Annotated in this window: 25 protein-coding genes and 1 tRNA gene; 12 read left to right on the top strand and 14 right to left on the bottom strand. The window is 54.8% G+C overall.

The annotated features are described in order from the left end of the window. Positions 1 to 152: 152 nt before the first annotated feature. From O2N63_RS09910 to O2N63_RS09875, 8 genes are all read right to left on the bottom strand, one after another. Entirely contained in the window at positions 153 to 1571 is a 1419-nt protein-coding gene (locus O2N63_RS09910; protein WP_408629801.1) for a DNA-packaging protein, read from the bottom strand. After that, entirely contained in the window at positions 1462 to 1779 is a 318-nt protein-coding gene (locus O2N63_RS09905; protein WP_271054097.1) for a hypothetical protein, read from the bottom strand. The genes O2N63_RS09910 and O2N63_RS09905 overlap by 110 nt, the downstream gene beginning before the upstream one ends. Positions 1780 to 1954: 175 nt before the next feature. Beyond that, positions 1955 to 3115, bottom strand: coding sequence for an endolytic transglycosylase MltG (gene mltG, locus O2N63_RS09900; protein WP_271054096.1), 1161 nt, complete (start codon positions 3113 to 3115; stop codon positions 1955 to 1957). After that, complete coding sequence (gene fabF, locus O2N63_RS09895; protein WP_271054095.1) at positions 3115 to 4377, bottom strand: beta-ketoacyl-ACP synthase II; 1263 nt, start codon at positions 4375 to 4377, stop codon at positions 3115 to 3117. The genes mltG and fabF overlap by 1 nt, the downstream gene beginning before the upstream one ends. A 190-nt stretch (positions 4378 to 4567) precedes the next feature. After that, positions 4568 to 4801 (bottom strand): acyl carrier protein, encoded by a 234-nt coding sequence (locus tag O2N63_RS09890; protein WP_108788894.1) that lies wholly within the window; start codon positions 4799 to 4801, stop codon positions 4568 to 4570. 220 nt (positions 4802 to 5021) lie between these two features. Continuing rightward, complete coding sequence (gene fabG, locus O2N63_RS09885; protein WP_271054094.1) at positions 5022 to 5759, bottom strand: 3-oxoacyl-[acyl-carrier-protein] reductase; 738 nt, start codon at positions 5757 to 5759, stop codon at positions 5022 to 5024. An 81-nt stretch (positions 5760 to 5840) separates the two neighbouring features. Next, positions 5841 to 6782, bottom strand: coding sequence for an ACP S-malonyltransferase (gene fabD, locus O2N63_RS09880; RefSeq protein ID WP_271054093.1), 942 nt, complete (start codon positions 6780 to 6782; stop codon positions 5841 to 5843). A 168-nt stretch (positions 6783 to 6950) separates the two neighbouring features. Then, on the bottom strand, positions 6951 to 7535 hold the full coding sequence (locus O2N63_RS09875) for a hypothetical protein (protein ID WP_271054092.1): 585 nt from the start codon (positions 7533 to 7535) through the stop codon (positions 6951 to 6953). Between the two features lie 269 nt (positions 7536 to 7804). Here O2N63_RS09875 and rpsF point away from each other — a divergent pair, with 269 nt between their 5' ends. From rpsF to O2N63_RS09855, 4 genes are all read left to right on the top strand, one after another. Beyond that, positions 7805 to 8161, top strand: a complete 357-nt coding sequence (gene rpsF, locus O2N63_RS09870; protein WP_271054091.1) for a 30S ribosomal protein S6 — start codon at positions 7805 to 7807, stop codon at positions 8159 to 8161. 19 nt (positions 8162 to 8180) lie between these two features. Further along, positions 8181 to 8408 carry a 30S ribosomal protein S18 gene (rpsR, locus tag O2N63_RS09865; RefSeq protein ID WP_173487268.1) on the top strand — a complete coding sequence of 76 codons (228 nt, stop codon included), beginning with the start codon at positions 8181 to 8183 and terminating at the stop codon, positions 8406 to 8408. A 10-nt stretch (positions 8409 to 8418) separates the two neighbouring features. Then, the gene (gene rplI, locus O2N63_RS09860; RefSeq protein WP_271054090.1) at positions 8419 to 9030 is read left to right on the top strand and encodes a 50S ribosomal protein L9; all 612 of its coding nucleotides are present in this window, start codon (positions 8419 to 8421) and stop codon (positions 9028 to 9030) included. Positions 9031 to 9187: 157 nt separating this feature from the next. Then, the gene (locus tag O2N63_RS09855; RefSeq protein ID WP_271054089.1) at positions 9188 to 9679 is read left to right on the top strand and encodes a transglycosylase SLT domain-containing protein; all 492 of its coding nucleotides are present in this window, start codon (positions 9188 to 9190) and stop codon (positions 9677 to 9679) included. Between the two features lie 170 nt (positions 9680 to 9849). Here the strand turns inward: O2N63_RS09855 and tig are convergent, their stop codons facing one another. Further along, a complete protein-coding gene (gene tig / locus O2N63_RS09850; RefSeq protein WP_271054088.1) occupies positions 9850 to 11181 on the bottom strand; it encodes a trigger factor in 1332 nt (443 codons plus the stop codon). 22 nt (positions 11182 to 11203) lie between these two features. Continuing rightward, positions 11204 to 11288 (bottom strand) — tRNA-Leu (locus O2N63_RS09845). A gap of 232 nt (positions 11289 to 11520) precedes the next feature. On the opposite strand from O2N63_RS09845, the gene O2N63_RS09840 reads away from it, so the two are divergent. Then, positions 11521 to 12063, top strand: a complete 543-nt coding sequence (locus O2N63_RS09840) for a Hint domain-containing protein (protein ID WP_271054087.1) — start codon at positions 11521 to 11523, stop codon at positions 12061 to 12063. A 96-nt stretch (positions 12064 to 12159) separates the two neighbouring features. Then, positions 12160 to 12567: a Hint domain-containing protein gene (locus O2N63_RS09835; RefSeq protein ID WP_271054086.1), complete on the top strand. Its 408-nt coding sequence runs from the start codon at positions 12160 to 12162 to the stop codon at positions 12565 to 12567. Here O2N63_RS09835 and O2N63_RS09830 read toward each other — a convergent pair. Further along, positions 12564 to 14273: an NAD(P)H-hydrate dehydratase gene (locus tag O2N63_RS09830; protein ID WP_271054085.1), complete on the bottom strand. Its 1710-nt coding sequence runs from the start codon at positions 14271 to 14273 to the stop codon at positions 12564 to 12566. The genes O2N63_RS09835 and O2N63_RS09830 overlap by 4 nt on opposite strands. A 170-nt stretch (positions 14274 to 14443) precedes the next feature. Here O2N63_RS09830 and O2N63_RS09825 point away from each other — a divergent pair, with 170 nt between their 5' ends. Both O2N63_RS09825 and glnA read left to right on the top strand, forming a co-directional pair. Further along, entirely contained in the window at positions 14444 to 14782 is a 339-nt protein-coding gene (locus tag O2N63_RS09825) for a P-II family nitrogen regulator (RefSeq protein ID WP_248363468.1), read from the top strand. A gap of 48 nt (positions 14783 to 14830) precedes the next feature. Then, the gene (gene glnA, locus O2N63_RS09820) at positions 14831 to 16237 is read left to right on the top strand and encodes a type I glutamate--ammonia ligase (protein ID WP_271054084.1); all 1407 of its coding nucleotides are present in this window, start codon (positions 14831 to 14833) and stop codon (positions 16235 to 16237) included. A gap of 181 nt (positions 16238 to 16418) precedes the next feature. Here glnA and O2N63_RS09815 read toward each other — a convergent pair whose 3' ends face one another. From O2N63_RS09815 to O2N63_RS17515, 3 genes are all read right to left on the bottom strand, one after another. Continuing rightward, a complete protein-coding gene (locus O2N63_RS09815) occupies positions 16419 to 16694 on the bottom strand; it encodes a hypothetical protein (protein ID WP_271054083.1) in 276 nt (91 codons plus the stop codon). 137 nt (positions 16695 to 16831) lie between these two features. Further along, the gene (locus O2N63_RS17520; protein WP_333780733.1) at positions 16832 to 17143 is read right to left on the bottom strand and encodes a heme-dependent oxidative N-demethylase subunit alpha family protein; all 312 of its coding nucleotides are present in this window, start codon (positions 17141 to 17143) and stop codon (positions 16832 to 16834) included. Beyond that, positions 17103 to 17300: a heme-dependent oxidative N-demethylase subunit alpha family protein gene (locus O2N63_RS17515; protein ID WP_333780732.1), complete on the bottom strand. Its 198-nt coding sequence runs from the start codon at positions 17298 to 17300 to the stop codon at positions 17103 to 17105. Before O2N63_RS17515 ends, O2N63_RS17520 begins: the two co-directional genes overlap by 41 nt. Before the next feature lie 295 nt (positions 17301 to 17595). Between O2N63_RS17515 and O2N63_RS09805 the strand changes: the two genes are divergently transcribed. The 4 genes from O2N63_RS09805 to O2N63_RS09790 all read left to right on the top strand — a co-directional run bounded on the left by O2N63_RS09805 (position 17596) and on the right by O2N63_RS09790 (position 21500). Next, on the top strand, positions 17596 to 18813 hold the full coding sequence (locus tag O2N63_RS09805) for a bifunctional alpha/beta hydrolase/OsmC family protein (protein ID WP_271054082.1): 1218 nt from the start codon (positions 17596 to 17598) through the stop codon (positions 18811 to 18813). A gap of 112 nt (positions 18814 to 18925) precedes the next feature. After that, the gene (gene alr / locus O2N63_RS09800) at positions 18926 to 19975 is read left to right on the top strand and encodes an alanine racemase (protein WP_271054081.1); all 1050 of its coding nucleotides are present in this window, start codon (positions 18926 to 18928) and stop codon (positions 19973 to 19975) included. Further along, entirely contained in the window at positions 19972 to 20757 is a 786-nt protein-coding gene (locus O2N63_RS09795) for an MlaE family ABC transporter permease (RefSeq protein ID WP_271054080.1), read from the top strand. Before alr ends, O2N63_RS09795 begins: the two co-directional genes overlap by 4 nt. Further along, positions 20754 to 21500 (top strand): ABC transporter ATP-binding protein, encoded by a 747-nt coding sequence (locus O2N63_RS09790; protein WP_271054079.1) that lies wholly within the window; start codon positions 20754 to 20756, stop codon positions 21498 to 21500. The genes O2N63_RS09795 and O2N63_RS09790 overlap by 4 nt, the downstream gene beginning before the upstream one ends. The last annotated feature ends 183 nt before the right edge of the window (positions 21501 to 21683 follow it).

Here is a 21683-nt window from a genome sequence, read left to right as displayed (position 1 = left end):
AAGGCAAGCCGGTTCCGGTCCGGCGCGAACGCGTGTCGCGCCAGCCGGTTCAAATCTGATTTTTTGTGGATCGGTCAGGGAACCGGTTCGATCTGCCGCAGCACCCTGCCTTTCGATGGTTTGCACTTTGCCATCGAGGGTTAAAAAAGAGTTTAATAGAGCGTGCGCACCGACGGTCTGGACCAGTTTGCAACAGGTGCGATCATGAGTTCATGCAGTGCCCACACCAGCGCATCCAGTCGGTCAGGGCTGCCTTTTCCTTCATAGCCGACGGGGGTCATCTGGCACATCTGATCTTCGAGCTGAGTAAACCGCCCGGCGTGATACACTTTCCCCTGCTCATAAAGCGCTGCCACCGGTTCAGCGCGTTTTGCCTTACCCCGGCTTGCATGGACGGCTCGGTAGGGAACAGAGGGATCGATCTGCCGGACGACCTGCTCAACCAGCCCTCCCCCCTGATTGACCTCAGCCACCAACCGATCCGCCCTGTGACGCTGCATGGCATCCAGTGCCACTTCTGCCCATTCTGTTGGTGTTGCCCCAGTGGTGGTGGCATCTTCCAGCACATAGGCACGCCAGTCCTGTGGATGCCCCTCGGTGATCGCCCCGACGACCACGATGCCGCATTCATCGGAACCTTTGTGAGAGGTCACACATGGATCAACCGCCACGATAACGCGGTTGAAGTCAGGCAATTCCCCATCGTGGCGCTTTTGGTCGATCTCTTTCATCTCCCACATGGCACCCTCGACGCCTTCCATCAGCACACCATCCAGTTCTTGTCGCCCTAGATGGGTTCCCGCATAACGATGACGCACTTCTTCAAGAAAGCTTTTCGCCAAATAGGCCCGGTTGGCTTCTGTAGGTGCATGTGTGGAAACAGTGGATGGATTGGCCAGAATTTCTTTCAGCACACCTACATTGCGTGGTGTGGTGGTGATAACCTGCCGGGGATGCTCCCCCAGTCTCAGGCCGAATTGGAGCATGTCCCATGTTTCTTCGGCCTTTTTCCATTTTGCAAGCTCATCCACCCAGCCCGCGTCAAATTGCGGACCCCGCAGCCCTTCCGGGTCACTTGCAGAAAAGACCTGTGCCACAGCACCATTCGGCCAAACCAGTTGACGTCGGCTGGCGATCCATTCGGGGCGGCGGTCAGGTGGGGAACAAGCGATGATCCCACTTTCACCAAACACCATCACGTCACGCGTCTGATTAAAAGTTTCGCCGATAAGCGCCACCCGGCGCGAGCGGCCCGGATCAAACGGTCCAGCCCCCTCAACTTCAGATCGCACCCATTCGGAACCGGCACGGGTTTTCCCTGCGCCACGCCCCCCCATGATCACCCAGCTGCGCCAATCTCCTTCGGGCGCCACCTGATGCGGCAACGCCCAGAACTCAAAAATATAGGGAAGCGCGGCCAATGCACCATCTGTCAGATCACTGAGAAACGCCTCCTGCTCCTCAGGCGTTGCGCAGGAGAGCCAGTCGGCGCCCGATCTCTTCTCTGGCCTGAGAAAGGTCGAGGCAGGCTGCACCTGCACCTTGCTTGGCAGTTTTACCGGATTGTTCAATTCGCTTCCTTTCATCAAATACTGTTTGCAGGGCCTTGCGCAGCTCGGTTGAGGTCTTGGACATGCCACATTCCCCAATGCTGTCTCCTGCTTCCGACGCCTCCAATTGGCGCTCCAACTCCTTCACAACACGACAAAACAATCCGTCTGCAATTTTCAAATACTCAACTTCAGACGCATCTGTTTCCAAAGGCTTATTATTGCTCATCTTTTCGTGTCTGCCTCTCATGCTCTTGTCCGCACAAGAGACATGAAAAAACGGCCCTAAGCACGAGGCTTGGACCGTTGGTTCACGTCTTCTAGCGTGGTTAAAAACTTATCCGAGACCGTACGCTCGGTCAAACCGCGCGGCTCAAACGCCGCACGGTCTGGTAGGGATCCGTTTACTGATTGGCGCGCTGTGCTTCTATCTCACGCCACTTCGCAACATTTGCATTATGCTCCTTAAGCGTGGTGGCGAAAGCGTGCCCACCAGTACCATCCGCAACAAAGAACAGATACTCGGTGCTGTCCGGATTTAATGCAGCCTCGATCGCTGCCCGACCGGGGTTGGCAATCGGCGTCGGTGGTAGCGCGTCAATCACATAGGTGTTGTAGGGTGTCTCGCGGCGCAACTCTGACTGGCGTAGTCCGCGCCCCAAAGCGCCCTGCCCCTTGGTGATTCCGTAGATCACGGTTGGGTCGGTTTGCAGACGCATTCCCTTATTCAGCCGGTTCACGAAAACGCTGGCCACCTGACGACGTTCCTCCGCCAGACCGGTCTCTTTCTCGACAATGGAAGCCATTACGAGCGCTTCTTCGGCATTGGCATAGGGCAACCCGTCAATGCGATTTTCCCATGCATCTGCAAGGATCCTTGCTTGCGCGTTGCTCATCGCTGCAATCAATTCTGACCGGTCAGAGCCAGCCTTCAGCTCATAACTGTCGGGCGCGAGACTGCCTTCTTGAGGGAGTTCAGCAATGTCACCTGTCAGGAAGTCCGCCCCCTTCAGGCTTTCAACCACTTGCCAGCTCGTTACACCTTCAGCGACAGCTATGCGAAAGCGTGTATCGCTTTCATCTCGCATCGTCTGATATCTGTCAGGAGCATTCCCCTCCAGTTCAGACGGTTTGAATTCCGCGGTCACCTTGTATTTCTGTGTAGCCGGGTCAAGTTCGCGCACTTGCATGACTGCATTCAATACGCCAACGCGATAGAGAATTTCGGTGCCGCAGGTAGACGCTCCACCGCGCGTGACAATATCGGTGATCTCTTCCATCGACGCACCCTCGGGCACCAGAAAAGACCCTGCCTTGAGTAGACTGGATTTCTCGGAATACTCGACACCGATGCGGAATATCTGAGGATAAGAGATTGCTCCCAACTCGTCGAGTTTGCTGGACAATCGCGAAAAGCTTGATCCGCGATCAACCTTCAGACAAATTGCCTGTTCAAGGGGACCCGCTTGTGTAAACTCACGTTTACCCCAAGCAATCATCCCCACCCCCACGATGAGAATGAGGATGAACAATGTCAGTGCGTTGGACGCGATGTTGCGCCACATCAGTCAGTGACCTTACCCATAACGAGACATGCATTGGTGCCGCCAAAACCAAAGCTGTTTGACAGTGTCACGTTGATTTCACGCGGCTCTGCCTTGTTTGCTGCCAGGCTCAAACGCGGCTCAACCGCAGGGTTGTCGAGGTTGAGTGTGGGCGGCGCAATCTGATCACGGAGTGCCAGCACACAGAAAATCGCCTCAACCGAACCAGCAGCCCCAAGCAGGTGACCAATAGAAGACTTGGTTGAGGACATGGTTACCTTGTCAGCCGCATCACCCAAAAGACGCTCTACCGCGCCAAGCTCAATCGTGTCCGCCATGGTCGATGTGCCATGAGCGTTGATATAATCCACCGCAGAAGGCTCCAACTCTGCACGGGCAAGGGCCGCCTGCATGGCACGGAACCCACCATCGCCGTCTTCGGCAGGAGCGGTGATATGATAGGCATCACCCGACAGACCATAGCCGAGAACTTCAGCGTAGATTTTGGCGCCACGCGCCTTGGCGTGTTCATATTCTTCCAGAACCACAATCCCGGCCCCTTCCCCCATCACAAAACCGTCGCGATCGTTGTCATAGGGACGGCTCGCGCCTTTGGGGTCATCTTCCCGCTTGGTCGACAGGGCTTTACAGGCGTTAAACCCGGCAATGCCAACTTCACAGATAGCTGCTTCAGCACCACCTGCAACCATCACGTCAGCATCCCCCAGCTGGATCAGTCGGGTCGCGTCACCGATCGCATGAGCGCCAGTTGAACAGGCGGTCACTACCGAGTGGTTCGGACCTTTGAAACCGTATTTGATCGACACTTGGCCGGAAATCAGGTTGATCAGAGAGCCTGGAATGAAAAACGGAGAAACACGGCGTGGGCCGCGCTCTTTTACCAGAACCGCCGTATCCGCAATTGACGACAGACCACCAATACCCGAACCGATCATCACACCGGTACGAAGACGATCTTCTTCAGCTTCCGGAGTCCAGCCCGCATCAGCAAGCGCCATATCTGAGGCGGCAACGCCAAACAGGATGAAATCATCCACCTTGCGGCGCTCTTTAGGGGCCATCCAGTCATCCGGATTGAACGTGCCTTCTGTGCCATCACCAAATGGAACCTCACAGGCGTATTTGGTGGTCACGTTTGAAGCATCAAATTTGGTAATCGGACCAGCACCTGACTGTCCGTCCAGAATACGCTTCCAAGTTTCTTCGACTCCGCTGGCCAACGGAGACACCATGCCCAGTCCTGTCACTACCACTCGACGCATATTTGCAGTCCTTTCAAAGGAATTACTTTCTCTCGCGTTAAATAACGCGGCGGGGGTATGAGGGGCAAGGCGTTTTCCATCTACGAGCAGATGCTCGCATGTCTATAGATAGGCTGGAAAGAGATATTCCCCCAAACAAACGAAAACGACGCCCCGAGGGGCGCCGTTTCCTAAATTCAATCCGAAAGGCTTAGGAAGCTTCGGTGATGAACTTCACGGCGTCGCCGAAAGTTTGGATGGTTTCGGCAGCGTCATCCGGGATTTCAATGCCGAACTCTTCTTCGAAAGCCATAACCAGCTCAACGGTGTCCAGGCTGTCTGCGCCCAAGTCGTCGATGAACGAGGCCGATTCCGTAACCTTGTCCTCTTCAACACCGAGGTGCTCAACAACGATTTTCTTCACGCGATCTGCGACGTCGCTCATGATAAATCCTCACATAGTTCAGGGCTTAAGCCCTTTGGGTCGGGCCGGAGCCCTTTCTAATTTGGCCCCAAGGGACCGCTCAGTTTCCCGCGCGTTGTGCCGAGAACCCTGGATGTGCAATTGCAGCCAGGGCAAAACATGCGCCGCCTATAACACATCGGATAAGATAGGCAAACGTTTTCGGGGTTCAAGGGGAGGTTGTCCTCCCCCTGAAGTTTGTTTACAGCATGGCCATCCCGCCATTCACATGAAGCGTCGCCCCTGTCGTATATCCCGCCTCAGGCGACGCGAGATACAGCACTGCGGCAGCGATTTCATTCGCTTCTCCCATACGGGCAGCAGGGATCTGCACATTGATCTTGTCTTTTTGATCATCCGTCAACTTGTCGGTCATCGCAGTGGCGATGAAACCCGGGGCGACACAGTTCGCCGTGATCCCGCGGCTGGCCACCTCATAGGCGATCGATTTGGTCATACCGACCATACCGGCCTTGGATGCCGCATAGTTCACCTGTCCGGGATTACCGGTGGCGCCTACGATTGAACTGATATTGATGATTCGACCCCAGCGCGATTTCATCATCGGGCGCATCACCCCACGGCAAAGCCGCATCGTGGAGGTCAGGTTTACGTTGATTACGCTGTCCCATTCCTCATCCGACATGCGCATGAAGATCTGGTCACGGGTGATGCCGGCGTTGTTTACGAGAATGTCCACCGACCCCATCGCCTCAATGGCTTGTTTCGGCAGCGCATCCACAGCTTCGCCATCAGAGAGGTTGCAGGGCAGCACATGCGCACGTTCGCCCAGTTCAGCCGCCAATGCTTCGAGCGGATCAACGCGTGTACCAGACAGAGCCACGGTCGCCCCCGCCCCGTGCAGAGCCTTGGCAATCGCACCGCCAATGCCACCTGACGCACCAGTGATCAGCGCATTTTTTCCAGTCAGATCAAACATCTGAAGTCCTTTCTATCTCTAAGGAGATATCTTCTTCTCGGGGATATTGGCGTAAAGATCTGGCGATCTCTACACCCTTCCTCAACCGTTCAGCGCCTCGATGGCAGCTTTTACATCATCCGGTGTGCCAACTGCACGGCAGGTCACCTGCTTCGCAATCCGGCGGATCATACCCGACAGGGCTTTCCCGGCACCGATTTCCCAGATTTCGGTCACACCTTCATCGGCCATCCAGGCCACACTCTCACGCCAGCGCACCGATCCCGTCACCTGCTCAACCAACAAAGAGCGAATGGTCGCTGGATCAGAAATCGCGGTGGCGCGTACATTTGCGACCAACGGCACACTTGGGCGTTCCATATCCACCTCAGCCAGAGCCTGCGCCATGGCCTCGGCAGCAGGCTGCATCAATTCGCAATGGAAAGGTGCACTGACCGGGAGCAGGACCGCGCGGCGTGCCCCTTTTTCCTTGGCGATCTCAATCGCGCGTTCTACCGCCTCTTTGTGGCCTGACACCACAACTTGCGCCGGATCATTATCGTTAGCGGCCTGGCAAACCTGCCCCTGCGCGGCCTCCGCAGCCACTTCGGCAGCGGTTTCGAAATCAAGACCCAGCAATGCGGCCATCGCGCCAACACCAACGGGTACCGCGTCTTGCATTGCTTTTCCACGGGTACGCAAAAGGCGCGCGGTGTCCGCGATCGACAGGGTGCCAACGGCGGCCAGAGCGGAATATTCGCCAAGCGAATGACCTGCTACAAATGAAGCCGCATCAACACCCACGCCTTCCGCTTCCAGAGCCTTAACAGCAGCAAGCGAAGTGGCCATCAGGGCTGGCTGAGCATTCTGCGTCAACGTGAGTTCGTCCTGCTCGCCTTCCCAGATCAACGTGGAGAGTTTTTCGCCAAGCGCCTCATCCACCTCGTCAAACACGGCTTTTGCAGCGGGATAGGCGTCGGCCAATGCCTTGCCCATGCCAATCGATTGGGCGCCTTGCCCCGGGAATACGAATGCGCGGCTCATGAACCCTCCTGCGCCCTTGTTGTCTTTCCCCAACGGCATAGCGCGACGAACCAGCAGGTGCAATGGATTTAGCCCCAAGACGCAACAAAGGGGCCACAAGGGCCCCTCGGATCATCTGGTATTTGGTCGAGAATTGTTCCGTCTGTGCAATTTCTACCTGCGCAGTTTCTATGCGGCAATTCTCTTTGCACACAGGCCCAGATCTTTGGAAATCCGTTTTTGCAAAGGAAACAAGAGGTCTTCAGGACCAATCGCAACCTCAAGTGCCTGCGTGGTATTCTTGCGCCGCACATAAAGTACCACGTGTTTTTCCTGAGGCTTCGCGTGTGCCATGAATATTTCTCCTGCATCGCGCAATGGCAGATCGACCAAAGTCACAAATTGCCCATTATTCCGGCGGAACCCTCTTCGAAGTTCCCGACGCTCCAAATCAACCTGGATTTCTTCCCGATAGCCGGTCAAGCTCGACCAGATTGCGTAACATCCCAAAATGGAAAAAAAGGCACTTACGATCAGCTTGAATGAGAAAACATCAGAGGAAACTGACGCTCCTGGCACAACCAAGAGACCCATTGCGACCAGCAAAAGCACCGCCCCCAGAACGCGCATTCCGAAAAGGGTAACATACGAGAGTAAATCTTCTTGGTCTTGGGAGGTGATAATGTAACCCCAAGATGCGTGTGTCAGCTCGGGGCCTTCATCTTGGACCAATTCGGATTTGGCAGCTTGAAGTGTTTCAATCAGAACGCTCATCTTTACATCCCCAGTTGGCCCCCACCGGGTAATTTAATCTTTTCCGTAAAAATGGCGGCATTGCGGCAGTGGGGTGAAGTTGTCTTGACGATGGTAAACACGGTAAACAGGGAACGCTCTAAACGTCCCTCCTCCCCCTTGCATCAAGCACCAATCCGTGTATAAGGCCCTGTCCTTTCCGCATGTCTTGAACTGCGTTGCCTCTCGTGAATGGGTCGCGGAAAGGTTGGACCCATACTTTGAAGCACGTCTAAATAACAGGAGCTCACATGCCGCTTTATGAGCATGTCTTCATCTCGCGCCAGGACCTGTCCAATGCGCAAGCTGAAAACCTAGTCGAACATTTTGGCACCGTGCTGGCCGACAACGGCGGTAAAGTCGTTGACAGCGAGTACTGGGGCGTCAAAACGATGGCCTACAAGATCAACAAGAACCGCAAAGGGCACTATGCCTTCCTGAAAACCGACGCCCCCTCTGGCGCCGTTCAGGAAATGGAACGCCTGATGCGCCTGCATGACGACGTGATGCGGATCCTGACCATCAAGGTCGACGATCACGCAGAAGGCCCGTCGGTGCAGATGCAGAAACGTGACGAACGCGGCGACCGCCGTGGCCGTGACCGCTAAGTTCGGAAGGATCTAAACAATGGCTAGCAAACCGTTTTTCCGCCGCCGCAAGGTCTGCCCGTTCTCGGGTGAAAACGCACCGAAGATCGATTACAAAGACACCCGTCTGCTGCAGCGCTACATCTCTGAGCGTGGCAAAATCGTTCCTTCGCGCATCACTGCCGTTTCGGCCAAGAAGCAACGCGAATTGGCCCGTGCCATCAAACGCGCCCGCTTCCTCGCCCTGCTGCCCTACACCGTGAAGTAAGGAGAACATCATGCAAGTTATCCTTCTGGAACGTGTGGCCAAACTGGGTCAAATGGGTGACGTGGTTGACGTCAAGCCGGGCTTCGCCCGCAACTTCCTGCTGCCGCAAGGCAAAGCTTTGACTGCCTCGAAAGCCAACATTGCTGGTTTTGAAGCTCAGAAAGCTCAGCTGGAAGCTAACAACCTCGAAACCAAAAAAGAAGCTGAGGCTCTGGCTGAAAAGCTGGACGGTCAGCAGTTCATCGTGATTCGTTCAGCATCAGATGCTGGCGCCCTCTACGGTTCGGTCACCCCGCGTGATGCCGCAGATGTGGCCACCGAAGGTGGTTTCACCGTGGACAAGAAACAGGTTATCCTGAACGCTCCGATCAAATATCTGGGACTGCACACGGTTTCCGTGAAACTGCACCCGGAAGTGGAAGCGTCCATCGACCTGAACGTGGCCCGTTCGGAAGAAGAAGCCGAACTGCAAGCCTCGGGCAAGTCGATTCAGGAACTGGCTGCTGAAGCGGAAGCCGAAGCCGAATTCGAAATCGCCGAACTGTTCGACGATATTGGATCCGCTGCTTCGGACGACGATGACGAAGCACCGGTTGCCGAAGTGGCTTCGGAAGAAGAGTAAACCTCTTTCTTATCGCATCATGAAAGCCGCCCTTCGGGGCGGCTTTTTTTTGGGGTCATACTTGTACGCCAGCCACAGCCATAAATAAGGTGGCAAAGTGGCGCCGATATTTGCTTTGCTACTTTGCGATGATTAAGCAACGGGATAGCGTTTAGTTATGACCCAAACATATCACAATTCCCGTCGCTGTTTTCTAACGCTTACTGCTTCTTTTCTACTGGTGGGATGTGGACGCCGGTCCGCAAAGCGGACCGTGAACAACGGCTACAATCCTCCCCTTTATCCGAATGAAACACTGGAACTGCGTGCGCTCATCAACCAGTGGGCCGATCACTATCAGATCCCACGCGAACTGATCCATCGTCAGGCCGTCCGGGAAAGCACCCACCGGCCCTGGGCTCGTGACGGTCCATACTGGGGACTTTTGCAAATCCTCCCACAGACCGCTCGCACGATGGGACACCGGGGTCCGGCAAATGAGTTGCTCGATCCAGACATCAATCTGAAATATGCGGGCAAATACCTGAAAGGCGCCTATCTAGTGTCTGGTGGCAGCATTGAAGGCGCGATGAAATGGTATGCGCGGGGTTATTACTACGAAGCCAAAAGACTTGGGATGTTGGTAGAAACGGGATTGAAGCCCGGTTGAGCGGGAAATGGATCATTTGGTCCCAGCGGATCAAGTTCAACAGTTCAGAAAACTATCAACCAAATAAAGGTCGCGGATTATGGTAGTGACCGATGCATTTTCTATTTGATTCCCCCCAAAAAAAAGGCCGCTCAAACGAGCGGCCTTTCTGGTTCAACGGATGATCCGTCTCATTCGTCTTCGAGAGATTCCACAGCTTTCTGCAGATCGTCTTTCGACACTTCTTTTTCAGCCACTTCAGCCAGTTCAAAGATGTAGTCAATGACTTTGTCTTCGAACAGTGGCGCCTGAATTTGCTGACGCATCTGCGGATTTTGCTGAACGAATTCAAAGAATTGACGTTCCTGTCCCGGGTACTGACGTGCTTGGTTCATGATGGCCTGAGTGAACTCAGCATCGGAAACTTCGATCTCGTTCTTCTGGCCCAGTTCAGCCAGCAGAAGGCCAAGACGTACGCGACGGCCAGCCAGAGAGTTGTGCTCATCGGTTGGCTCGATTTCCGGGTGGTCGTGACCTTCCACTTCCGGGTTTTCTTCGTGCCACAGCTGGTGTGCGATTTGCTTGGCTTCGGCGTCAAGCAGCGACGGCGGCAGGTCGAAATCCACCACTTTGTCCAGCTCGTCGAGCAGGCCACGCTTCATGACAGCGCGAGCAGCACCACCGAATTCGGATTCCAGTCGCTCAGAGATCTGACCTTTCAGGCCATCCAGATCTTCGGCACCGAATTTCTTGGCCAGCTCGTCGTTGATCTCAGCAGCCACTGGCTCTTTGACGTCCTTCACGGAGCATTCAAAGACAGCGTCTTTGCCAGCCAGATGCTCAGCACCATATTCGGCAGGGAAAGTCACGTTGACTTCAACCTCTTCGCCGGCTTTGGCGCCAACCAGCTGCTCTTCAAAACCGGGGATGAAAGAGTTCGAACCAAGGGTCAGCGGGTAATCTTCACCAGCGCCACCTTCAAAAGCTTCACCGTCAACCTTGCCGAGGAAGTCGATCACAACCTGATCGCCATCTTTGGCTTTCGATCCTTTGCGGCGTGCTTTGAAATCCTGTGCGGTTTCAGCCAGGTTGTTCAGGGCTTCTTCCACATCGGCGTCACCGGCTTTCACAACCAGTTTCTCGAGCTTGATCGCCTTCAGATCGACCTCAGGAATTTCCGGCAGGGCTTCGTAGGTCATTTCGACCTCGACGTCATCGCCTTCTTTCCAGTCTTCATTGGTCATCTTCACGTCAGGCTGCAGCGCCGGGCGGTCACCCGATTCTTCGAAGTGCTTGTTCATCGCACCATCGATCGATTCCTGCATGGCTTCGCCCATCAGGCGTTGACCAAATTGCTTTTTCAAAAGCGCCATCGGCACCTTGCCCTTGCGGAAACCTTTCATTTCAACTTCCGGCTGCGCCTCGGCCAGCTTTTCATTGACCTTCGCGTCCAGATCGGCTGCGGGAACCACGATTTTGTAACCGCGCTTCAGGCCTTCATTCAGGGTCTCGGTGACCTGCATGTCGTCGTCCTTCTTTCAACTTTGGTGCGGGTGGAGGGACTTGAACCCCCACGCCTCGCGGCGCCAGAACCTAAATCTGGTGCGTCTACCAATTTCGCCACACCCGCAAAACCTATGCGGCAGCCCAACTGGGCCGCCGATTTCGCGCCCTTCTAGCAAAGGACGAAGAGGGATGCGAGAGGAAAAACGCATCAGTGAGTCTGTATTGCAACGTCAGGTCCGCAAATTCGTTGTCTTGAAGACAATTCCGTCGCGCTTAACTCCTTGTTGCCCTATCGTTGCTAACAAAGAGCAGTGCCCCGGAAGAGGGCCAAAAACAAACAAATTGCAGGTGTCCCTATGTCGCTTCAATCGCAAGGGCTTGCTTTGCCGTATGGCCAGCAAGTTCGTCATATTTATTCGACTGGTATCGGCGCGGACGCGCGCGTTTTGACGCTTTCTGGAAAAAAACTGGTCTCAGATCTCAAAGTAGGAGAGAGGCTTGTTGCCGCCGATGTTGGCGTTGTGCGACTGCGCGCGATATCCAAAAAGACAATGTTTCTTCCAGACATGATCCGTATTTCGCCATCGGCATTATTCGGCGACCCCTCGGAGAAGCAGGTTCATGTCGCCCCCAATCAACCAATCGTCCTGAAAGGGTGGATGGCGAAAGCCATGTTCGGCAAGACTCAGGTGCTTGTTGCAGCCAACCGCCTGATCGATGGAGACATCTATTGCCGCCCTGAGAAATCAGGAATGATGTGCCTGTATCAATTGCATTTCGACGCGCGCCATCTGGTACGTGTAAACGGGCTAGATATGGCCTCTGCACCTATGGCAGAGGCGACAGCCACAGAAAGCAGATGCAATCAACCAAACCCCAACACATTGGCCCCATCTTAGAAACAATCGCACCGTAACTCCCCACCGCCGCCGCATTTCCGCCCCAATTGCGATTGAACCGTAGCACTAGGGATGTTTTTAGCCGTGGGTTCAATGATGACTGTTCACGAAATTAACTCAGAATTCGAAGCCTTTACTTCGGCCAAGGCGGGGCTTGCAAAAGGCACCATCATTCTGACCTTACGTGGTGAGGTCGCGGTCGAGGACCTTTGCGAAGGTGATCGCATCATCACTCGAGGCATAGGAGCGCAACCGCTTCGTGCCATTCATCAACACAACGGCAATGCCGCTGTCGTGAGGAAGAACAGTCTGGGCGAAAATCGACCCGAACGCGATATGCGTGTTGCTCCCGATCAGGCATTATTTCTGCGCGGTGACACGCCCACTTTGACCAAAGCCAGCAAGATGGCTAAGGAAATTGTTAAGAAAACAACGCTTTATCGTCTCGTGTTTGATCGCCCCCATGTGATCTACGCCGATGGTGCGGAACTCGCGGTCGCTTAAAGCTCCAGTTTTCTAAAAACCTTTGGCAGCATATCGGGAAGATCCTCTGCGATCAGGCCGGGGCCGAATTCCAATGCACATTCCACATGCAACCAGGCTGCGGTTTCCGCGGCCTGCATCGCGTTGAAACCACGCGCCAGCAATCCGGTGATGAAACCAGCCAACACATCTCCTGACCCAGCGGTCGCCAACCATGGGGCTGACCGTTCATAATGCGCTGAGTTGATGGAACATTGCCCATCAGGCGCGGCAATCACCGTATCCGGCCCTTTGAAGAGCACCACACACCCCGCTCGCGCCGCTGCCTCGCGTGTCGCGTCCACTTTGGAATAAGCCGGTCCTTTGGTGGCAGGGGCATTCAGCTTCTCAGCGATATCCGGAAAGAGCCGTGCAAACTCGCCACCATGCGGGGTGAGCACACAGTTTTCGTGGAGCTGATCAAACAAGACCTGCGGATCATCAGAAAAAGCGGTCAGAGCATCCGCATCGAGCACCGTCGCCCGCTGAGACAAAAGCGCCACCGGCACCAATTCCCGCGCCCGCTCGACGCCCAAACCCGGCCCAAGACAAAGCGCATTCAATCGCTCATCCTGCAACCGGGTCGCAAGCTCTTGCCCCTCTGACACGCGGATCTGCATGATCGCGGTGATCGTTGAGGCCACCTCCATCCGCGCCGAGGGCGGCACGCCCAAAGTCACCAATCCCGCCCCAATCCGCAGCGCCCCCCGCCCTGCAAGACGAGCCGCGCCGGTTTTGCCAAAACCCCCGGTGAGGATCAGGGCATGGCCGTGGGTATATTTGTGTTCGTTGTGCTTTGCTAAATCGAAAACTCGCGCCTTAACCAAATAAGTCGGCGCGCTTTTATAACTAATTGAGCTACTTACTCCCCCCAACGCCCAAACCCTCTGCTCAGAACTCGAACTGCTTTCCACAATGTGTCGTCGAAACCATTGAGACCATTGCAAACTATTCCAGCTATCGAGACCGATATCCACAACTCGAACTTTGCCGCAATACTCCTCGCAGTTGGACAACACGTGGCTTAATTTTTTGCTATGGAATGAAACTGTCAAATCTGCCCAGAGAACATTGTCTCCAATAATCTTACCGGAATCACTACAGACTCCGGAGGGAATATCAATCGCAACCACCTTTCCTGCAATTTCGTTTGGGTGCAATTGATCCAATTCTGACAACATTGCGCTCGCAGGCAATTCGACGGGCCTAGATAATCCAGTCCCAAAAAGCGCATCAACAATTATAGTGGTTAATCGTGCATCAGGCAGCGTGCTGAATGAGGCGACTGCAACCTCCCCCACTTCACACCACCGCTCATAATTCACCCGCGCATCCGGCGGCAGTTTTTCCGCGTCTCCATACAGAAACACCTCCGCCTCCCAACCGCGCTCATGCAACAACCGCGCCACGACAAACCCGTCGCCGCCATTATTGCCCGGCCCACACAGCACCACTGCCCGTCTTTTCTTCTGACCAGAAATATCCCGGGGGGGATCCGAAGGATCGGGGGCAGCGCCCCCCTGCCCGCTCTCTATTGGCTCCGATGCCAGCTCCGGCCACTCCTCGAAAATCGCCTCAACAACACCCCGCCCGGCCCGCTCCATCAGCTCAAGCCCCGTCACCTCGCCTGAGTCGATGGCGGCCTGTTCAATGGCGCGCATTTGGGCGGCGGTCAGAAGTTCTGTCATGTCGATCCTTTCAGCAAGTGCACACAAATACACCACTCTGCCTATTTTTTGTGCAATCGCCCGGAAATTTGGCAATCACGCCCCCCTGCGACCGCTACCAGCAATTGTCGGGCCACAGGGAAAATGGTCTGTCTTCTTCTAACGCGCAAACTGCCATTGGGGGAAGCCAGATGAAGAAGATTGAAGCGATCATCAAACCGTTCAAACTGGACGAGGTGAAAGAAGCGCTTCAGGACATCGGCGTTCAGGGTCTGTCCGTGATTGAGGTGAAAGGTTTTGGCCGTCAGAAGGGCCACACTGAACTTTATCGCGGCGCTGAATATGTCGTCGATTTCCTGCCGAAGGTGAAGATCGAGGTGGTGCTGCCCGCCGATCAGGTGGACGAAGCTATCGAGGCTATCGTTGAAGCCGCCAAGACCGACAAGATCGGCGACGGTAAGATCTTTGTCACCCCCGTTGAACAAGCCATTCGTATCCGCACCGGGGAAACCGGTCTGGACGCCGTCTAATCCGCCCCAACCAAAGGGCACTAAGTTTCTGGAACAAAGGAAAAAGCAATGAGCACACAAGACGTACTCAAGCAAATCAAGGAAGAAGACATTGCTTATGTCGACATCCGCTTCACCGACGTACGCGGCAAGCTGCAGCACGTGACTGTCGACTGCGATCTGGTGGACGAAGACTTCCTTGAAGAAGGGTTCATGTTCGATGGCTCGTCCATTGCGGGTTGGAAGTCGATCGAAAATTCCGACATGAAACTGATGCCGGACACAAACAGCGCATATGTTGATCCGTTCTATGCGGAGAAAACCCTTTGCGTGCATTGCTCGATTGTTGAGCCGGACACCGGTGAGAAATACGGCCGTGACCCGCGCGGCACCGCTGAAAAAGCAGAAGCCTACCTGAAATCTTCGGGCATTGGCGACAATGCCTACATGGGTCCGGAAGCTGAATTCTTCCTGTTTGACGACGTGCGCTACCAGGTTGGCATCAACAAAGTATCCTACGAAGTGGACGCGGTGGACGCCTCTTGGAACACCGACACCGAATATGAAATGGGCAACTCGGGCCACCGTCCGGGCGTCAAAGGTGGTTACTTCCCGGTGAACCCGATTGACGATGCACAGGACATCCGCGGCGAAATGCTGTCGACCATGAAGTCGATCGGCATGAAAACCGACAAGCACCACCACGAAGTGGCATCCTGTCAGCACGAGCTGGGTCTGATCTTTGACAGCCTGACCAAACAGGCTGATGAGCTTCAGAAGTACAAATACATCATCCACAACGTGGCCCACGCCTACGGCAAATCGGCAACCTTCATGCCGAAACCGATCGCTGGCGACAATGGCACCGGCATGCACGTGAACATGTCGATCTGGAAAGACGGCAAGCCGCTCTTTGCTGGCGACAAATACGCTGATCTTAGCCAGGAAGCCCTGTGGTTCATCGGTGGTATCCTGAAACACGCCAAAACCCTGAACGCTTTCACCAACCCGTCGACCAACAGCTACAAGCGTCTGATCCCGGGCTTTGAAGCCCCCGTTCTGCGCGCCTACTCGGCCTCGAACCGCTCGGGTTGTGTGCGTATTCCGTGGACTGAAAGCCCGAAAGCCAAGCGCGTTGAGGCCCGTTTCCCAGATCCGGCTGCCAACCCCTACCTGTGCTTTGCTGCTCTGCTGATGGCCGGCCTTGACGGGATCAAGAACAAGATCGATCCGGGCCCCGCTCAGGACAAGAACCTGTACGATCTGCCGCCGGAAGAACTGGAAGGCATCCCGACCGTATGTTCCAGCTTGCGTGAAGCGCTGGACGCTCTGGCCGAAGATCACGACTTCCTTCTCGCTGGTGACGTGTTCACCAAAGACCAGATCGACGGTTATCTCGACCTGAAATGGGAAGAAGTTTACGCTTACGAGCACACCCCGCACCCGATCGAATTCCAGCTGTATTACAGCTGCTAATCAAATCGAGTTTCCGGAAAGGGCATCGCTTGCGATGCCCTTTTTCATTGGTGGGATATCTAGGACATCATTCCACCCATTCTTGACACTGCATTATTACTGCGGGGCGCGTACAAAAAAAGGCGCCTAAACAAGCGCCTCTTTTCAATAACTTACTATGGATGTCGGGGAAGGTGAGTTTTCAGCTTCCGTTGTAAGTCCGCACTTTGTCGTGCGCTTCACTGTACTGACGGTAACCTTCCTGAACGCAGTAGGCGTCACCTTCGGCTTTCGTCATACCAGACGGTACTGCAATTGCTTCATCCCACTGGACGCGATCACGAGTGTAAAGCTGACAAACCACGACGCCATTCGGTGTCTCAATCTGAACCGGATTGCTCTCAAAGGACGCCTTGCCGGCACAGCCGGTCAATACCCCGGCAGCCATGGCTGCGAACACCAACGATGATATTTTCATAATAACTCCTGCTCTACTTTTCACTTGTGCTTCCCGCCTGACGGATCAGACTGTACATCGCTGTTTTTATGCCCAACCATAATGCGTTTCAAGCACGCAAGCCTCGGTTAACACTGCTTGAACATCATGTTAAACCTTCAGGCAGTTCGATACCCAAGCTTTCTAATCTTTGCTTTTGCCAAAACAAAAGTATGGATTGAGAATAGGACCGCGCGGGACTGTTCAAGCCGCCGATTCCCCTGACGTTCAACCCGCAACCATTTCTGGCCTCCGGTGACAGGGGGCCTGCGTTCCTCTTCTCTGCGCGGTTGATGCAGTTCTGGATCGTTGTAGACCAAGGCATTAGCTCTCCAGATCGGCCTCCCGACCTGAATTCCGTCAAACAAGCGCTGGACCCGCCGTGCCGTCTCATCGGCGTATTCCTCGACGGGTACATGAACGCGGGTCATCCAAGGTCACTGACAGCAACTCGCGAGCGGCAGGAAAGGCGCCGTCCGAAATTCTGTGAACCAGATCTCCCTTGCTGGCGATCAGCGCACGACGATGCGCCATCTGATCAGCATAGGCATCATCCATCAACAACCATTCACCCGGTTTGATTGGCACCAACCCCGGCAATCGTTTGGCTCGCTTATCTTCCCATGGCTGAACAGGCAGATATTGTTGACAAATTTCCACTTCTTAACCCAATGGGTGCATGTAGGTTTACACTTGCAACAGGCGTAATATTTCGCAAGTCCTAAGATTAATTACAGCGATGTCACATGGCCTCACGATCCCGTGCGTTTCCCCCAAGCACCCTTGTGAGGAAGGACGCAACGACCCACTCTTTGTGCAACACTGAAATTTGCGTGGATGCCGCGTGCTATTTCATAGAACACGTTGAACAAAGGACATGTGAATGCCAATCGAGCGTTTCACTTTCAAAGGGCATGGCGGGCATGATCTTGCTGCGCGCCTTGACCGCCCATCAGGTCCACACCTCGCGACTGCCCTGTTTGCCCATTGTTTTACTTGCGGCAAAGACATCATAGCAGCGCGTCGCATCGCAGATCGCCTGACGGGCGCAGGTATTGCGGTGTTACGCTTTGACTTTACGGGGCTGGGCCACTCGGACGGCGAGTTTGAAAACACTGATTTCACTTCCAATGTCGAAGACCTGCTTCTTGCTGCCGCCGCATTGGAAGCGCGTGGCCTTCGCCCCTCTCTTCTGATTGGGCACTCATTGGGAGGAGCCGCCGTTCTGAAAGCTGCATCCTCCCTTCCATCGGCCTTGGCGGTCGTGACCATAGGCACCCCATCAACCCCGGCCAATGTGGTGCATCAGTTTTCAGGGTCTCTTGATGACATTTCCGATCAGGGGCAGGCAGAGGTGCAACTTGGCGGTCGTCCCTTCACAATCCGCCAGAGCTTTGTGGACGATGTGCAGGATCAAAAGCTCGAAGATGCAATCCGCAACCTCAATGCAGCGTTGTTGGTCTTACATGCCCCCAGAGATCAGGTTGTTAGCATTGAGCATGCAGCAAAGATCTTTCTCGCAGCTAAACACCCCAAAAGTTTTGTCACGCTCGACAACGCTGACCATTTGATCACGCGTCCAGACGACGCGGAATATGTCGCTGACGTTATTGCAACCTGGGCCGCGCGCTATCTTGACCTTGCCCCTCCAGCCCCTCCAATCGGGGCACCCGAAGGAATTGTGCGCGTGACTGAAGCGGATCCGAATGGGTTTCTTCAGGATGTGCAGTCCGGCCCGTTTCACCATACGCAGGCGGATGAACCGATGGCGTATGGAGGGACAAACAAAGGCATGTCGCCCTATGGATATCTTTCGGCAGGACTTGGGGCTTGCACCTCAATGACCATACGCATGTATGCACGCCGCAAAGGTTGGCCACTGCAACACGTACGTGTCGATGTCAGCCATAACAAAGTGCATGCCCAAGACGCAGAAACAGGTACACGCGCCAAGATTGATACGTTTCGACGAGAGATTTTCCTTGAGGGACCACTTAGCGAAGAGCAACGAACCCGCCTTCTGGAAGTCGCAGACAAATGCCCGGTGCATCGCACGCTTGAGGGAACAAGCGAAGTGAAAACGATCCTCGTAGATTGTTAATCTGCATTGAGATCGGGAAATCGGGCCACAAACGCGGGGAAAAACACCGGCATTTGGGTATCTCTCGCATTTTGGCTTGACCTCACCCTGCTGCCTTACGAAAACGCTCATCATGAGCACTGGAAATTTGACAATTGATCTGGACGCGGTGGTCGCCAACTGGCGGGTGCTTGACGCAAAATCTGCTTCGGAAGTTCAAACTGCCGCAGTGGTCAAAGCCGATGCCTATGGGCTTGGTGTGGAGAAAGTTTCCCGCGCCCTGGCAGCAGCGGGTGCACGACGCTTTTTTGTCGCCGTGGCCGAAGAAGGTGCCGCATTGCGCGAAGCCTTGGGTCCGGGACCGGAAATCAGTGTTTTTTCGGGTCATATGTCTGGTGATACCGACATGATCCATGACCTCGGCCTCGTGCCCATGCTCAATTCGGTCGAACAGATGACCCGCCATTTTGAAGCGCTTCCGGGTCACCCATTTGGTGTTCAACTCGATACTGGTATGAACCGATTGGGGATGGAGCCCGGTGAATGGTCTGCGCTCAGAGACATATGCCTGGCACAACAACCTCGCCTGATCATGAGCCATCTGGCCTGCGCCGATGAGCCAGATCACGACATGAACCGCCGGCAGTTGTTGGCGTTTCACGATATGACCGACGGGATTGACGCACCGCGCAGCCTTGCCGCAACCGGAGGCATCCTATTGGGGAGCGAATATCATTTCGATCTGACCCGCCCCGGTATCGGCCTGTATGGCGGCTTTCCGTATGAAGACGCGGATCCTGTTGTAGAACTGGACCTGCCCGTGGTGCAGATACGTGATTTGGCCGCAGGCGAAAGCGTCGGCTATTCAAACACATGGATAGCGGAACACCCAACACGCGTGGCCACGGTGTCAGGCGGCTATGCCGATGGGATCAACCGCGCGATCTCGAACAAGGCAGTGTTGTTTCACGAGGATACACCCTGCCCTATTCTCGGGCGTGTTTCGATGGATCTGATTGGCGTCGACATCACGCATCTGAGGGAAAATCCAAAAATGCTGACTCTTTTGGGAGCGCATCAAACAGTTGACGATCTTGCGGGGGTTGCCGGGACAATCGGTTATGAAATCCTGACCCAACTCGGGTCTCGATACTCCCGCCGTTATGCGCGAGGCCGGACATGACCCTGATCACGTCACCTTTCGCAGCACTTGGTCGCACCGTTCTTGGTTTCCTGGCCATGATTGGGCGCGTCGCAATTTTTGCGGGCCAGGCGATTGGACATATTGTGCGCCCCCCGTTTTACCCGCGCGAGTTCCTTTCGGCCTTGATCAACGTCGGTTATTTCAGCTTGCCGGTTGTCGGATTGACGGCGATCTTCACCGGCGGAGCACTTGCACTTCAGATCTACTCCGGCGGACAACGGTTTTCGGCTGAAGCGGTGGTGCCGCAGATCGTCGCAATCGGAATGGTGCGTGAACTTGGTCCGGTGCTTGTTGGGTTGATGATTGCAGCCCGTGTGACGTCGTCCATTGCAGCAGAGATCGCGACGATGAAAGTGACCGAGCAGATCGACGCTTTGGTCACACTTTCCACCCACCCGATGAAATATCTCACAGCCCCCCGCGTTCTTGCCGCAATTCTGGTGGTGCCTGCACTGGTTGGGATCGGTGATGTTATCGGCATCATGGGCGGATATATTGTCGGCACCAACCAACTGGGATTTGCCCCCGGTGCTTATATCACCAACACATGGAACTTTCTGGAAGCCTCCGACCTCATCTCGTCCCTGATCAAAGGGGCCGCATTTGGCTTCATTGCCGCGGTGATGGGCTGCTATCACGGCATGAATTCCGGTCGCGGCGCTCAGGGTGTGGGCCGAGCCACAAAAACTTCGGTTGAGGCCGCCGCCGTGCTGATCCTTGCCGCCAACTTCCTTCTCACCAACTTCTTCTTTGCCACATGATCGAACTTAACAACGTCCACAAAGCATTTGGTTCCAAACGAGTTTTGGATGGAATTGATCTGACGATCAATCGTGGTGAAAGCATGGTGATCATCGGGGGCTCCGGCACCGGGAAATCCGTGTTGCTGAAATGCGTTCTCGGCCTCATGACCCAAGACAGCGGGACCATCACACTTGACGGAGAGGACACCTCCAAGGTTGATCGCGATGCGTTTCTGGCACGGTTCGGTATGCTCTTCCAAGGTGGGGCTCTATTCGACAGCCTGCCCGTCTGGCAGAACGTTGCATTTCGCTTGCTGCGTGGCTCTCTGAAACGTCCGCGTGATGAAGCAAGAGAGATTGCAGTCGAGAAACTGCGTCGCGTGGGGCTGACGCCAGATGTAGCTGATCTGTTTCCGTCGGAATTGTCAGGCGGTATGCAAAAGCGCGTTGGTCTGGCCCGCGCCATTGCCGCCGAACCTGAAATTATCTTTTTCGACGAACCCACCACAGGTCTTGATCCCATTATGTCCGGCGTGATCAATGACTTGATCCGCGAAATCGTTGTGGAAATGGGGGCAACCGCCATGACCATCACGCATGACATGTCGTCAGTTCGCGTAATCGCCGATAAAATTGCCATGCTGCATGATGGACGCATTCAGTGGACAGGTCCGGTGTCAGAAATGGATGCGTCTGGCGACCCCTATGTTACCCAGTTTATTTCCGGAAGTGCCGAAGGACCGATTGAGGCGGTCCGCTAAGACCCTGTCAATCTTCGTCAATTAGTCACACAACCGTGAGCGTAGCCCCTTAGCCTTACCATTTCCCCAAATTTCTGCTATGCTAACACACTGATTACCTACTCTATTTTTTGCGTTTTGGCTTGAAGCCAAACGAACAATAAGAATTGCTCCGACCTGAATTTTACAAAGGCTCTCAGCAAT

Origin of the sequence: Aliiroseovarius salicola (assembly GCF_027891095.1) — a bacterium.
GTDB lineage: Bacteria > Pseudomonadota > Alphaproteobacteria > Rhodobacterales > Rhodobacteraceae > Aliiroseovarius > Aliiroseovarius salicola.
Note: the sequence above shows the minus strand (reverse complement) of the source record. Positions and strands in the feature narration are given on the sequence as shown.